This is a genomic window from Rhizobium sp. Root1220 (assembly GCF_001426265.1).
GTDB lineage: Bacteria > Pseudomonadota > Alphaproteobacteria > Rhizobiales > Rhizobiaceae > Rhizobium.
In genome coordinates this window covers 18,332-31,929 of the sequence record NZ_LMDG01000008.1, presented here as the reverse complement: position 1 = coordinate 31,929, position 13,598 = coordinate 18,332, and the positions used below count along the sequence as shown (strand labels likewise).

The following is a 13,598-nucleotide window of genomic DNA, read 5'->3' as shown; positions in this document are numbered from 1 at the left end:
AGATAGGCAAGCGAGAAAAAGTCGGGCCTATGGGAATAAAACGGGGGCTTGCGGCGTCTCATGTCAGGCAACGCAATAATGCCTGCCAGCACTGAGGAGCGAGCCCATGAAATCCATGAAATTCTTGATCGCGCTTGCGGTCGCGTCCGCCGCGGCAACATCCGCCTTCGCCGCCGAGCCGGTCAAAGTCGTCGAGTCAGCCAAGGGCAAGGTCCTTGCGGGCGAGAATGGAATGACGCTCTACACCTTCAAGAAGGATAAGATGGGCGTGTCCAATTGCTACGACCAGTGCGCCAAGAACTGGCCGCCCCTCGTGGCCGCTAGCGGCGCAAAAGCCGATGGTGCATACTCGATCATCGACCGGAAGGATGGCAGCAAGCAGTGGGCCAAGGACGGCATGCCGCTCTACTTCTGGGTCAAGGACACAAAGACGGGCGATATCACCGGCGACGGCGTCGGCGGCAACTGGGATCTCGCCAAGCCGTGAGTACAACGACTTGAAGACACCGGGGCCAGACAGCTTCGAGGGCCAGATACTGGCCCTCCTCCCCTCGCTCAGGCGCTATTCGCGAAGCCTGACGCGATCGGATTCCGATGGCGAAGATTTGCTTCAGGACTGCGTGGAAAAGGTACTCTCCCGTCGCGCGCAATGGCGGGGACTGAACCTGCGCGGATGGACCCTGACGATCATGACCAACATCTATCGCAACAGCCTTCGCCAGAACGTCCGCGCGCCGCTGGTCGAACTCGACGTCGCCGAGAGTGTGGCATCGACCGAATCTCCCGCCGATCCGCTGGAGCGTTCGAGGCTGGAAGACGCGCTGAACAGCCTTTCCGAAGACAACCGCGCAGTGCTGATGCTGGTCGTGATCGAGGGCTACAGCTACCAGGAGGTCGCGACAGCCCTGGACATTCCGATCGGCACCGTCATGTCGCGCCTGTCGCGTGCGCGTCAGCAGGTCGCGGAACGCTTGAAGGCCGACAACATCATCACGCTTCGGAGACCAAAATGACCGAGATCAACCCCACCGTAGCCGAAGCGGACCTGCATGCCTTTGCCGATGGGCAGTTGGAAGGGAATGAACGCAGCCGCATCGAAGCTTGGCTCAAGGAAAACCCTGATGCCGCTTTGCAAGTAAGTGAATGGCAAGCGCAGAATGCCGGTATCAGAGCCATTTTTGCGGGCTACGAGAGACAGAACAAGACCGACATCGCGCTCGTCGCCCCGCCGCATAGGAAGGCAGCGTGGCCGAGGCGCGCTGCTGTCGCCGCCGCAGCGATGATTGCCGCATTTGGGTTCGGCGTCATCAGCGGGCAGTATGGCCTAGCGCTTTTCGAAAAGCCGGAGCTGCAATTGGCGGAGTTCGAAACCTTTCCTAAGGAAGCGCAAAACGCGTTCCTCGTATATGCTGGCGAAGTCCGCCACCCTGTCGAAGTGTTCGCCAACGAAGAAGACCATCTGGCAACATGGCTGGGCAAGCGTCTGGCCATTCCGGACCTGAAGGTCCCGAACCTGCAGACGCTCGGCTTCCATCTTGTCGGCGGCCGCCTCCTGCCGGTCGACGGCAAACCCGGCGCAATGTTCATGTATGAGGATCAGGGGGGCGAGCGCCTGACGGTTCTTGTCGGCCGCAACGCCGCCAATCGGACGACAAGCTTCCGCTTTGCTTCGGCGGACAGCGTCGAGACCTTCTACTGGATCGACGGTGAACTCGGCTACGCGGTCACCGGCGAAATCTCGCGAGATATGCTGAGGAAGGTCGCCGAGGAGTGCTACAAGCAGTTTCCCTCGTGACACTCAGCGAAGCGGATCGTTGCCAAGCTCGATCGGCTTGCCATGCGGCGTCGCTTCCGCTGCCCGCTGCCAGCCATGTTGAAGAGCCAGAATTGCCTCGCCGTCGGCAACGCCGTGACTGACCACGATATCGGAGAGCGCGACCACCCAGCAATCGAAGTAGTCGCTACCATCTTCCGCGCGGCCTGGCTTGTGCAGCTCTCGCGAAAGGGTCTCGGCCCACTCGCCCCACGTAAAAAGCCCGCGCTGATGGAGGTGCACGGTCATGGCAAAAGCCTCGGCCGCCCAAGGCTCCGGAAAGACCGGTTCGCCGTCGGTGGATTTCGGCAATTGCGGCGATTGCGCCAACGGCGACTGTGTCTCACACCCGCTCAAGATAGCTCTCCCAGGCGTCGATCGATACACTCAAAGACGGATCTGCACCCTCGCCCCAGATCTCGCCTCCGTCGAAGACGACCGTGTACACCCATTGTGGGTTCTCGCCATTGCCATGAGCGTTGTCGTCAGGAAACACGAAGGAGCCCTGTATCGCCTCGATGACGCCCACCTTGGCGCGGGCGTATCGTGGCAATCGCGTGTGCGTCGTCGGATTGAAATTCCTCGTGCGAACCCGGTCTCCGGTAGCAAACCGCGGCGATGTCGCCACAGGCCGATCGCAGGGACCGCCCTTTGCAAGCACGCCCGCCACCATGTCGGACTTGAGAACCCGTTTGGGAGTTGTGCCGTCGATCCGTTTGTGCCCGGTATCGATCTCATCGGCTGCGACGAAGCCGTGACGCTGCAGCAGCACTTCCAGCGCGCGCGTCCAGATCTCGTAGTAGCTGGCGGCAAGATAGTCTGCCGGCGCGATGCTCTCGCGGGCATGGCGGCTCTCATCGATGTTCCAGGCGCCGAATGCACCGCTGGACAAGGTAAGCCCGAGTGCCCGCTTCTCCCAGTCGGCGTGAAAATACGGTTCGTCTTTCTCAGGCGCAATCGGCCCGAATCCCATCTGTCCGCCAAGATCGTGAGGGCCATTCATATCGCCGCCCCCGGCATGGCGGCGACGCCGGTACCAATCATCGCGTCACGGCTTACAAGATCGGCGAGTTCGGTCTCGTTCCAACCTTCAGTTCCAACCGGTCGCTCAGGAACGACCAGATAACGAAGTTCCGCCGTCGAATCCCATACGCGGACCTTCTTTCCCTCGGGCAAGGTCACGCCGAATTCCGCCAGTACGCCACGCGGATCGATGACTGCGCGCGAGCGGTAGGCCGGCGCCTTGTACCATACGGGCGGCAGGCCAAGCACGGACCATGGATAACATGAACAGAGCGTGCAGACGACGAGGTTGTGAGTGTCGACCGTATTGAAGACCGCGCGCATGTGCTCGCCTTGTCTGCCGGTATAGCCGAGGCTGGCAATCGCCTCCGTCGCATCGCGTTTCAGCCATTCCGCGAACGCGGGATCGCTCCATGCCCTGGCGACAACGCGCGCGCCGTTTCTAGGCCCGATCTTTGTCTCGTAGGTCTCGACGATCACGTCGATCGCTGCGGGGTCGATCAGTCCCTTCTCGGTCAAGACAGTTTCAAGTGCTCTGACCCGAGCCTGCATGTCGGAGTAATGATTGTCGTGGTGGTGATCGTGATCGTCATCGTCATCGTGCAAGGCAGCACCCTCCGCCGGTGTGGCCTTATCTTTAAGCATTTGAACGCGAAAGTCCAAGACCTCAATCGACGCTTGCGCGACCAGTCACAAATGGGATCTGCGGCCTCGGATCGTCTCCGGGGCCGCAGTATCTGACGCAGCTCGACGGCGACCCGGCGGTCGCCGCCGCGATCACGCAGCCTTTGTTTCAGGGCCGACGCTATACACCGGGTAATCGGTGTAGCCCTCCACGCCACCGCCGTAGTAGGTGTCGCGGTTGGGCGTCGTCAAAGGAAGGTCCCGCCGCAACCGCTCCACCAGATCGGGATTCGCGATGAAGGGCTGGCCGAAAGCGGCAAGATCGATGAGTCCGTCCCGCACGAACTCTTCGGCACGGCGCTTTTCCAACGAACCGGCAAGAATAAGCGTACCTGAGTAAGTCTGACGGAAACTGCGCAGAAACTCCCTCGAAATAGCCGGAGCACTGGCAGGACCCTGGTCCTTCAAATGCACGTATGCCAAGTCTCGCTCAGCAAGCGCCGTCGCAAGGTGCAGGTAGGTTTCCTCGATCAGCGGATGATGCGGCATGTCGAACAGCTTGCCGAATGGCGAAAGCCGAATGCCGACCTTCCCGGCACCAACTCGCGCGACCACGGAATCAACAATCTCCAGGACGAAACGCGTCCGGTCCTCGACACTACCCGCACCATACCGGTCGGTACGATCGTTAATCTCAGGGTTGAGAAACTGCTCCAGCAAGTAGCCGTTTGCACCGTGGATTTCGACGCCGTCGAATCCGGCGCCAACAGCATTGGCCGCAGCGTTCGCAAAGTCGTCTACGACCCTGGCGATCTCGTCGGTCCCAAGTGGCCGCGGCACGCTTGCTTCGACGAAACCAGCGATACCGTCCTCGTTGAATGCATAGGCCGTGCTCTTGTCGTCACGTGCCGGTTTGGCGCTGGAACTGACGGGCTGGCCACCAGCCGGCTGCAGGGAGGTATGCGACATCCGACCGACATGCCAGATCTGCGCAAAGATCTTCCCGCCCTCCCCGTGCACGGCCTTCGTCACACCCTGCCAGCCGCGAACCTGATCGTCCGACCAGATACCGGGGATAAAGGCGAAGCCCGTCCCCTCCTGCGAAATCGGCGTTCCCTCGGAGACAATCAGGCCGGCACCGGCGCGCTGGCGGTAATATTGGGCGGTCTGCTCGTCGGCTATACCGTCCTTCGCCCTGGCCCGGGTCATCGGAGCCATGACGACGCGATTGCGAAGTTTCAGACCCCACAGGTCGTAGTCTTCAAAGAGAGACTTCATGAGCGTTATTCCTTAATTCAGTTGATTATCATCGACGAAATAGATATCTCTCTCTCATTCACAAATCCAACAGATGGAAATCATGATGTCGATCGATCACGCTCATATCTTGAAATTCGACCTCAATCTGCTGGTGGCGTTTGATGCACTGATGAGCGAGCGTAACGTCACGCGGGCGGCGCAGCGCATCGGCACTTCCCAATCTGCCTTGAGCCATAATCTCGGGCGACTGCGGGCGCTTCTGCAGGACGAACTGTTCGTCCGCTCGGCGCGCGGGATCGAACCGACGCCGCGGGCGCAGGAACTCGCGGAAACCGTCAGCGGCATCCTGTGCACGATCCAATCCCGCCTGATCGAGCCGGAGCAGTTCGACCCGGCCACGGATGAGCGAACCTTCACGCTCGGGATGACCGACTATCTCGAAAGCCTGTTGATGCCACCGCTTCTAGCTGCCATTCACGAACAGGCGCCACGCGTCAACTTCGTGATACGGCCGCTCGATCAGGATTATCCCGCGGATCTGCTGGATGGCGGCGAGATCGACCTTGCCATCGGCAAGGTGGAGACTGGCAATGAACTCCATAAGCGCCGCAAGCTTTGGTCTGAGCGCTATGTCATCCTCAGTAACCCCGAAACGACAGGGCGTTCGGGCACCATTGACCTCGAGACGTTTCTATCCACCCCGCAGGCCGTGATCGTCAGCAAGGACGGCCGCTGCCGCCTTGTGGACGAGGTGCTCGCTGAACGTGGATTGAAACGGCGCGCAGCGGTGACGACGCCTCACCTCTTTACCCTGCCGATTTTGGTCCGAGACACTCCAGTGATCGCTGCCGTGCCAGCAAGCTTCGCCCGGGCCTGGGCGCCGGTGTTCGGCCTGGCGATCAGCCCAGGACCGGTGGACATCCCGCCTTATGACATCTCTCTTGCATGGCACACCTCGTCCGACCGCAACGCCGCCCACGTCTGGCTGCGCCAGAAGATTCTTGCCGCAGTCGAACCCGTCCGCGCGAAGGTACTTCAGGCTAACGCTGTGCCCGACGCCATCATGATCGCTGCCGAATAGGCGTCGCTCGGCGAACCGACCTCGACCGGCCGGGAAAGATAGCGGCGTATTTCCGTCTGACTGCGTCTACTTGCTCTAGATTGCCGGCATTCCTCGCGGCAACTGCTATCTTCGGGGCAATACCGATGAATGCCGACCACCTTACTTGAGCATCGGCCAAAGGCTCAGCACCAAGAGTACTGCCATGCTGATGTTGAACCACTTCAAGCGCAGCGGATCGGATAGCCATTCGCGCAGCGCGGAGCCAAAGCCTGCCCAGGTCGAAACGCTCGGGACGTTGACTGCCGCAAAAGCAAAGCCGACGATGAGAACGCTCGCCAGATAGATGTCCGGAACGGTGTAGGTCGCCATTGCTGTGACCGCCATGACCCAGGCTTTGGGGTTGACCCATTGGAAAGCTGCTGCCGACAGGAACGACATCGGCTTCGTGCCGCTCTGACCTTCGCTCAACGAGCGCGAGGTGGCGATTTTGTAGGCGATCCAGACGAGATACGCGCCGCCCGCGAACTTCAGCGCGGTATAGACGGCGGGAACCGCGTGCAGAAGTGCTCCTAGTCCGAGCCCGACACCGAGCAGCAGGGAAAGGAACCCCACGCCGATCCCGAACATGTGCGGAATGGTGCGGCGAAATCCGAAATTCACACCAGATGCAAACAGCATCATGTTGTTCGGCCCCGGCGTGATCGATGTCGTGAAGGCAAACAGGACAAGAGCCAGAAATGTATCCAGCGGCATGAGACCTCCCGAACGCGTGATTGAGTGCAGCGATTTAGTCAGTATAGCTGACCTAAATTGAGGTATCCATGCCATCATTGTCACCATTACAGGATTGGGCGAAAGCTAGCGCCACTCACCAATTCAAAGAATGGCCTATCCCGCTCGCACAAGTAGACGCATCTAAATCGGAACTCCATTCGCAATCCAAGAGAGAGCCAGCAGGGTGGAGCGCGAGAGTATCGTGGCCTTGCCCGACTGGTCCACAGATGGTCGCGGAGTTGGGTAGCAAACGCTACCGACGCAAGGGTCGCATTCGGCTTCAAGCAGACCAGTCATGAGGCGATGAGTACCCTCTCAGTTTACAACAGAGTCTGACGCCTTCTGCAATCTATGCTATTATCTGCCCGTTCGCAGTGCATCTCATGACCAAGCAACAGTGCTTCGCACAATGTCTGATGGGAGAAATGCATTATGGCGTGCTTTGACCAAACGGAAACACCTGCCACAGAGGGTCTCACCCGACGCAATCTGCTGATTGGGTCAACAGCACTTGCTGCCGGCGCGGCAACAGTGGCAAACATCGTCAGTTCGGCTGCCGCATATGCCCAGGCAGCGGCGCCTTCCGGGAACAAGCCGAATATTCTGGTTATCTGGGGCGATGACATCGGCACGTGGAACATCAGCCACAACAGCCGGGGCATGATGGGCTACATGACGCCCAATATCGATCGCATCGCTCAGGAAGGCCTGTCATTCACGGACTACTATGCCCAGCAAAGCTGCACGGCGGGCCGAGCGGCCTTCATCGGCGGCAACGTACCTGTCCGGACCGGTATGACGAAGGTTGGCCTTCCCGGCGCTCCCCAAGGCTGGCAGAAAACGGATGTCACGATGGCAACCGTCCTGAAAAGCCAAGGCTACACCACTGGTCAGTTCGGCAAGAACCACCAGGGGGACAGGGACGAGCACCTTCCGACAATGCACGGTTTCGACGAATTCTTCGGCAACCTCTACCACCTGAATGCCGAGGAAGAACCAGAAAACCGAGATTATCCAAGGGACCGCGTACTGGCGAACGGAAAGACGTTCCTTGAGCAGTTCGGCCCTCGTGGCGTACTTCATACGTGGGCCAACACCGACGGCACCCAGAAGATAGAAAACACCGGGCCGCTGACGAAGAAGCGCATGGAAACCATCGACGACGAGACCATCGTTGCGGCCAAGGACTTCATCACCCGCCAGCATCAGGCGGGCAAGCCTTTCTTTGTCTGGTGGAACGGCACCCGAATGCACTTTCGGACACATGTGAAGGCGCAGGATGTCGGCATATCCGGCCCGAGCGGCGACGAATACCACGACGGCATGGTCGAGCACGACATGGCTGTCGGCGAACTCCTGAAGCTGCTGGATGACCTCGGCATCGCCAACGACACGGTGGTCATGTACTCGACCGACAACGGGCCGCATTACAACACCTGGCCGGACGCTGGAACGACGCCGTTCCGCAGCGAGAAGAACTCCAACTGGGAGGGAGCCTACCGCGTGCCGACGTTCGCCCGCTGGCCGGGCCACTTCCCGGCGGGCAAGACGCTCAACGGCATCGTCTCGCACGAAGACTGGCTTCCAACCTTCTCCGCGATCGCCGGGGAGCCGGATATCAAGACGAAGCTGGCGAACACCATCGAGCTGAACGGTCGCTCATACCGAAACTATATCGACGGCTACAATCAGCTTGAGTATCTTTCCGGCAAGGTAGCGGACTCGCCGCGTCACGAATTCTGGTATGTCAACGATGACGGACAAGTTGTCGCCGCACGTTACGACGACTGTAAGGCCGTATTCCTGGAAAATCGCGGGAAGCTTTCGGCGTCTGGCGGGAGCCATTTACCGAACTGCGCGTGCCGTTGCTGTTTCATCTCCGCCGTGACCCGTTCGAGAAAGCGCAGCACAACTCCAACACGTACAATGACTGGTTCCTAGACCGCGTTTTCGTGATCGTTCCGATCCAGGCGCTCGCTGCGAATTTCCTGCAGACGATGAAGGATTATCCGCCAAGCCAATCCCCTGGTTCATTCAACCTGAGCAAGATTGAAGAGTCACTGAGGGGGGCTGGTGGAGGTGACTGAACCGGCCATCACAGAGTCCGGGCGGGAGGTCCGGACTCTAGTCTCGCAACTTACAGCGTCTGCTGTCGGAGTTGCATTGCGGCCGCCCCTGACGTTTGCGTGAGATTGGTCTCCGCCGCCAGCACGAAAAAAGCCGCTGGAGATGCTCTGATCTCCAGCGGCTTCGAAGACTCCAAAACGGCAGTCTTACATGCCCTGCGAACCGCGGTTCATCGCAGCGATGCCGGTGCGGCAAACCTCGACCAGGCCGAGCGGCTTCATGATCGCCACGAACTGGTCGATCTTCGAGGACTTTCCGGTCAGTTCCAGAATGAAATGCTCGACGGTCGCATCCACGACCTTGGCGTGGAAGGCATCGGCCAAACGCAGCGTCTCGGCGCGCATCTCGCCCTCGCCGACCACCTTGATCAGCGCCACCTCGCGCTCGATCGGCCGCTCCTGCCCGAGTTCGCGCGCCCGCACCGTCAGATCGACGACGCGATGTACGGGAATGATGCGCTCGAGCTGCGCCTTGATCTGCTCCAGCACTTGCGGCGTGCCGCGCGTCACGATGGTGATGCGCGACAGATGCGCCTGATGTTCGGTCTCCGAGACGGTCAGGCTTTCGATGTTGTAGCCGCGACCGGAAAACAGGCCGATGACGCGGGCAAGCACGCCCGGTTCGTTGTCGACGAGTACCGAAAGCGTGTGGTTCTCGACTGCCGCCGTTTCCGGCGAAATGAAATAGGCAGAGCCCGTTGGCTGTAGGTGTGCGTTCATGTGTTGGGTTCCTCTACCTTGGTATCAAACGAGCGCACGGCCCTTGGCGTCGATCGCGTTGGCAACGGCTTCATCGGTTGCTTCATCCGGCAGCAACATCTCGTTATGAGCCTTGCCCGATGGGATCATCGGGAAGCAGTTGGCGAGATTGGCGACGCGGCAATCGAAGATGACCGGCTTCTTGACGTCGATCATCTCCTGGATGGTGGCGTCGAGATCGGCTGGCTTTTCGCAACGCAGGCCAACGGCGCCATAGGCTTCCGCCAGCTTGACGAAATCGGGCATCGCTTCCGTATAGGAATTCGACAGGCGGTTGCCGTGCAACAACTGCTGCCATTGGCGCACCATGCCCATGTACTGGTTGTTCATGATGAAGATCTTGATCGGGGCGTCGTGCTGGATCGCCGCCGACATTTCCTGGATACACATCTGGATCGAGGCGTCGCCGGCAATGTCGATGACCAGGCTTTCCGGATGGGCGATCTGCACGCCGAGCGCCGCCGGCAGGCCGTAACCCATGGTGCCGAGACCGCCCGAGGTCATCCAGCGGTTCGGTTGCTCCATGCCGTAGAACTGCGCCGCCCACATCTGGTGCTGCCCGACTTCAGTGGTGATGTAGGTATCGCGATCCTTCGTCAGCTCATAGAGACGCTCCAGCGCGTATTGCGGCATGATGACGTCTTTGCTCATGGTGTAGGCAAACGAGTTGCGCGCCCGCCAGCGAGCGATGTCCGACCACCACTCGGCGATCTGGCTCTTCTCCGGCTTTTTCGGCAGAGCCCGCCACAGACGAACCATGTCTTCCAGGACATTGCCGACATCGCCACGGATCGGAACATCGACGCGCACGTTCTTGTTGATCGAAGACGGATCGATATCGATATGGATCTTCTTCGAGTTTGGCGAGAAGGCGTTGAGACGTCCGGTAATGCGGTCGTCGAAGCGGGCGCCGATGCAGACCATGACGTCGCAATCATGCATCGCCATGTTGGCTTCGTAAGAGCCGTGCATGCCGAGCATCTTCAGCCAGTTCTTGCCGGATGCCGGATAGGCGCCGAGACCCATCAGCGTCGAAGTGATCGGGAAGTCCGTCAGCTCGACCAGCTCGCGCAGCAGTCGGGAAGCCTCGGGGCCGGAGTTGATCACGCCGCCGCCTGAATAGATCACGGGACGGCGGGCATTCGCCATCAGCTCGATCGCCGCGTGTATCTGGTTCAAGTCGCCCTGAACCTTCGGCTGGTAACTCTTCTGGATCGCGTGGGCGGCCGGCGGCGTGTAGGTCCCGGTGGCGAACTGGACATCCTTGGGGATATCGACCAGCACCGGCCCCGGACGGCCAGACCGGGCAATGCGGAATGCCTCGTGAATGATCGCCGCCAGTTCGTTGACGTCCTTGACTAACCAGTTGTGCTTGGTGCAGGGCCGAGTGATGCCGACCGTGTCGGCTTCCTGGAAGCCGTCGGAGCCGATCAGCGAGGTAGGAACCTGGCCGGTCAGGCAGACAAGCGGTATCGAATCCATCAAGGCGTCTTGCAGCGGTGTGACGGCATTCGTCGCCCCCGGACCTGACGTGACCAGCATGACGCCGACTTTGCCGGTCGAACGAGCATAGCCCTCGGCCGCGTGGCCGGCACCCTGTTCATGGCGAACGAGGATGTGCTTGATGTCGTCCTGCTGGAAGATCTCGTCGTAGATCGGCAACACGGCGCCGCCCGGATAGCCGAAGAGGTGCTCGACGTCATTGTCCTTCAGTGCACGGAGAACGATCTCCGCGCCTGTCATCCGATTATCGTCCGTTTGCTTGTCCGTGCCCATCATGTTTTTGTTCCGTTTTGACTGCTGGGATTTGAAGTTCCGTAGCGGGGAAGCCCGAATTTCGGGCATAAAAAAAGGCCCCTTTGGAGCCTGTCATCTAGCGCATGGGTGGCTATCGCCGGATGGTTACACCATCCTGCCCATGCGCTGTCCCACCACAATAAGAGCTGCTGCTAGTTTCATGGGGCGAATTGATAGACAGAAAATTTCGCAACGTCAACGCGGTTCGCAATAAAAATTCCCGCCGGATGGCCGGCCGGACCTGCTCGCTTCCGGGCTTGAACGCAAAAGGCTTTGTTAAGCGTTCGCTTGTATCCTTTTGTTTCACCGCAGGGAGTAGCCCTTTGCTGAACAAGGACTTGCAGACGTCAGGCAAGGCAGGCGAGCATGATCGCCGCGATGACCAGTTGCTTGGAAACCGATTCCTCGGTCGCGTTGTTGCATGTAGCGGTTCTCGCGCGACGATAGCTGCTGTCGCCGAAGCCGGCGGTACCGAAGCAGCTGAACTCTGGTCGGTCGGAAAGCTGATTTCGATCAGCGTCGGGCGCAATCGAGTGGTGGCGCTGGTCTACGCAATGAACACCGGCAGCCACACCTGGGGTGAAGGCGAAGACAACTCTTTCAGGATCGAGACCGAACTGCTGGGTGAGGTCCGCGTCGATGACAACGACCGCGAGGAATTCTCGACCGGCATATCGCGCTACCCCTATCTCGGAGCCATCGCGCATCGCATTCGTTCAACCGACCTCATGCGGATCTATGACGCCGGCAGCGGAACAACGGCATCCATCGGCAAGCTCACTCAGGATGAAAGCATCGACGCCGCGATCCACATCCCGTCGATGCTGTCGAAACATTTCGCGATCGTCGGCTCAACCGGCGTGGGCAAATCAACGGCCGTCTCTCTACTACTCCATAAAGCGATCGAGGCGGATCCCAAGCTCCGCGTTCTCATCCTCGATCCACACAACGAATTTGCCGCCGCCTTCCCGAAGCACTCGGTCGTGATCGATACCGATACACTGGACCTGCCCTTCTGGCTGATGCGGCTGGAGGAGTTTGCAGAGGTCGTTTTCCGGGGCCGAACACCTGTGCCGGAAGAGGTTGACATCCTTCGCGATCTGCTTCCCGAAGCAAAGCGTGCTTTCCGGGGCAGCGACAACTCCATCGTCCGGCGCACGAGCGAAAAGAGTTCGATCACCGCGGATACCCCTGTGCCCTACCGCATGGCGGACCTGCTCGCCCTGATCGACGAGCGCATAGGCCGGCTGGACGGTCGCAATGAAAAGCCGCTGTTGCGCTCGCTCAAGATGCGGGTCATGGCCGCCATAAATGATCCACGCTACCATTTCATGTTCTCCAACAACACGATCAGCGATACGATCATGGAGACTGTGGCGGAAATCTTCCGTATTCCCGGCGACAGCAGGCCAATCTGCACGTTCCAGCTGTCCGGCATCCCCTCCGAGGTCGTGAATTCGGTCGCCTCCGTTCTCTGCCGCATGGCGTTCGAAATCGCTTTGTGGAGCGAGGGCGCCATTCACATGCTGGTCGTTTGCGAGGAAGCACATCGCTACATTCCTTCCGACCCGTCCCTGGGCTTTTTCCCGACCCGGCAAGCGATCGCACGCATCGCGAAGGAAGGCCGCAAATACGGTGTTTCGCTCGGGATCATCACTCAGCGCCCGGGCGAACTGGACCAGACAATTCTGTCGCAGTGCTCGACGTTCTTTGCCATGCGGCTCTCCAACGACCGCGACCAGGAAATCATCCGCTCTGCAATTCCCAACTCTTCCATCTCGACGACCAGCTTCATCTCTTCGATCGGCAATGGTGAGGCCATCGCATTCGGCGAAGCCATCAGCGTACCGATGCGCATGAGATTCTCGCGGGTCGATGAGCGCCTGCTGCCGAAAGCCAACGGCGCTACGGTGAAGGTGAGCGAGGAGGATCCGGACAATGTCGACCTGCGCAAGATCGTGAGCAGAATGCGCGCCGTGAGCGGCCCCGATATCTCTGCCTTCCAGCAGAGCTATTCGACCGCCATGCCCATCGGTTCGTTCGACGACGAAACCGAAGACGATAACGACTTCGAAATACCGTTATCGGCACCAATCCCGGTATCCGCGACACCACCGCTCGCTCCGGTCGAACCCTACCGCCAAGACATGCTGCCCCGATTGACCGTGCCACGCGAGCAATCTGCGGCATCGGACGCCTCCATCGATAGCCGCCTTGAGGCACTGAGACGTGAAATGCGCAGCAATGCACCGACCGAAGCGCCAGACACCGCCGCAGGCGCCCGCCGCGAACCCGGAATGTCGCTGCGCGACAGCATCATGAAGAAGCCGCTGAGCAGCCTCTACAAGAAGGATTGATG

Annotated in this window: 12 protein-coding genes and 1 pseudogene; 6 read left to right on the top strand and 7 right to left on the bottom strand. The window is 59.9% G+C overall.

Features of this window, described 5'->3' with window-relative positions; translation table 11 throughout:
• Nucleotides 1-106: 106 nt before the first annotated feature.
• Genes ASC90_RS07895 through ASC90_RS07885 form a run of 3 tightly spaced genes read left to right on the top strand, consistent with a single transcriptional unit; the run spans nucleotide 107 to nucleotide 1,795 of the window.
• Entirely contained in the window at nucleotides 107-487 is a 381-nt protein-coding gene (locus ASC90_RS07895; RefSeq protein WP_056537910.1) for a hypothetical protein, read from the top strand.
• A 10-nt stretch (nucleotides 488-497) separates the two neighbouring features.
• A complete protein-coding gene (locus tag ASC90_RS07890; protein WP_056537907.1) occupies nucleotides 498-1,013 on the top strand; it encodes an RNA polymerase sigma factor in 516 nt (171 codons plus the stop codon).
• A complete protein-coding gene (locus tag ASC90_RS07885) occupies nucleotides 1,010-1,795 on the top strand; it encodes an anti-sigma factor (protein ID WP_056537904.1) in 786 nt (261 codons plus the stop codon). Before ASC90_RS07890 ends, ASC90_RS07885 begins: the two co-directional genes overlap by 4 nt.
• 3 nt (nucleotides 1,796-1,798) lie before the next feature.
• Here ASC90_RS07885 and ASC90_RS07880 read toward each other — a convergent pair whose 3' ends face one another.
• The 4 genes from ASC90_RS07880 to ASC90_RS07865 form a co-directional block, all read right to left on the bottom strand.
• Nucleotides 1,799-2,170 (bottom strand): nitrile hydratase accessory protein, encoded by a 372-nt coding sequence (locus ASC90_RS07880; protein WP_056537901.1) that lies wholly within the window; start codon nucleotides 2,168-2,170, stop codon nucleotides 1,799-1,801.
• Nucleotides 2,157-2,816 carry a nitrile hydratase subunit beta gene (gene nthB, locus ASC90_RS07875; RefSeq protein ID WP_056537898.1) on the bottom strand — a complete coding sequence of 220 codons (660 nt, stop codon included), beginning with the start codon at nucleotides 2,814-2,816 and terminating at the stop codon, nucleotides 2,157-2,159. Before nthB ends, ASC90_RS07880 begins: the two co-directional genes overlap by 14 nt.
• Nucleotides 2,813-3,442 (bottom strand): nitrile hydratase subunit alpha, encoded by a 630-nt coding sequence (nthA, locus tag ASC90_RS07870; RefSeq protein ID WP_056538138.1) that lies wholly within the window; start codon nucleotides 3,440-3,442, stop codon nucleotides 2,813-2,815. Before nthA ends, nthB begins: the two co-directional genes overlap by 4 nt.
• 171 nt (nucleotides 3,443-3,613) lie before the next feature.
• On the bottom strand, nucleotides 3,614-4,738 hold the full coding sequence (locus ASC90_RS07865; protein ID WP_056537895.1) for an alkene reductase: 1,125 nt from the start codon (nucleotides 4,736-4,738) through the stop codon (nucleotides 3,614-3,616).
• Nucleotides 4,739-4,820: 82 nt separating this feature from the next.
• Here ASC90_RS07865 and ASC90_RS07860 point away from each other — a divergent pair, with 82 nt between their 5' ends.
• Nucleotides 4,821-5,801: a LysR family transcriptional regulator gene (locus tag ASC90_RS07860; RefSeq protein ID WP_244480342.1), complete on the top strand. Its 981-nt coding sequence runs from the start codon at nucleotides 4,821-4,823 to the stop codon at nucleotides 5,799-5,801.
• A gap of 141 nt (nucleotides 5,802-5,942) precedes the next feature.
• On the opposite strand, the gene ASC90_RS07855 is transcribed toward ASC90_RS07860, so the two are convergent.
• Nucleotides 5,943-6,536 (bottom strand): LysE family translocator, encoded by a 594-nt coding sequence (locus tag ASC90_RS07855; RefSeq protein WP_056537892.1) that lies wholly within the window; start codon nucleotides 6,534-6,536, stop codon nucleotides 5,943-5,945.
• Between the two features lie 453 nt (nucleotides 6,537-6,989).
• Between ASC90_RS07855 and ASC90_RS07850 the strand changes: the two are divergent.
• Nucleotides 6,990-8,644 (top strand): annotated as a pseudogene (locus ASC90_RS07850) (arylsulfatase).
• Nucleotides 8,645-8,830: 186 nt separating this feature from the next.
• On the opposite strand, the gene ilvN reads toward ASC90_RS07850, so the two are convergent.
• On the bottom strand, nucleotides 8,831-9,403 hold the full coding sequence (gene ilvN / locus ASC90_RS07845) for an acetolactate synthase small subunit (protein WP_056537889.1): 573 nt from the start codon (nucleotides 9,401-9,403) through the stop codon (nucleotides 8,831-8,833).
• Nucleotides 9,404-9,427: 24 nt separating this feature from the next.
• The gene (locus tag ASC90_RS07840; protein WP_056537886.1) at nucleotides 9,428-11,221 is read right to left on the bottom strand and encodes an acetolactate synthase 3 large subunit; all 1,794 of its coding nucleotides are present in this window, start codon (nucleotides 11,219-11,221) and stop codon (nucleotides 9,428-9,430) included.
• Between the two features lie 341 nt (nucleotides 11,222-11,562).
• Here ASC90_RS07840 and ASC90_RS07835 point away from each other — a divergent pair, with 341 nt between their 5' ends.
• Nucleotides 11,563-13,596, top strand: coding sequence for an ATP-binding protein (locus ASC90_RS07835; protein WP_056537885.1), 2,034 nt, complete (start codon nucleotides 11,563-11,565; stop codon nucleotides 13,594-13,596).
• The last annotated feature ends 2 nt before the right edge of the window (nucleotides 13,597-13,598 follow it).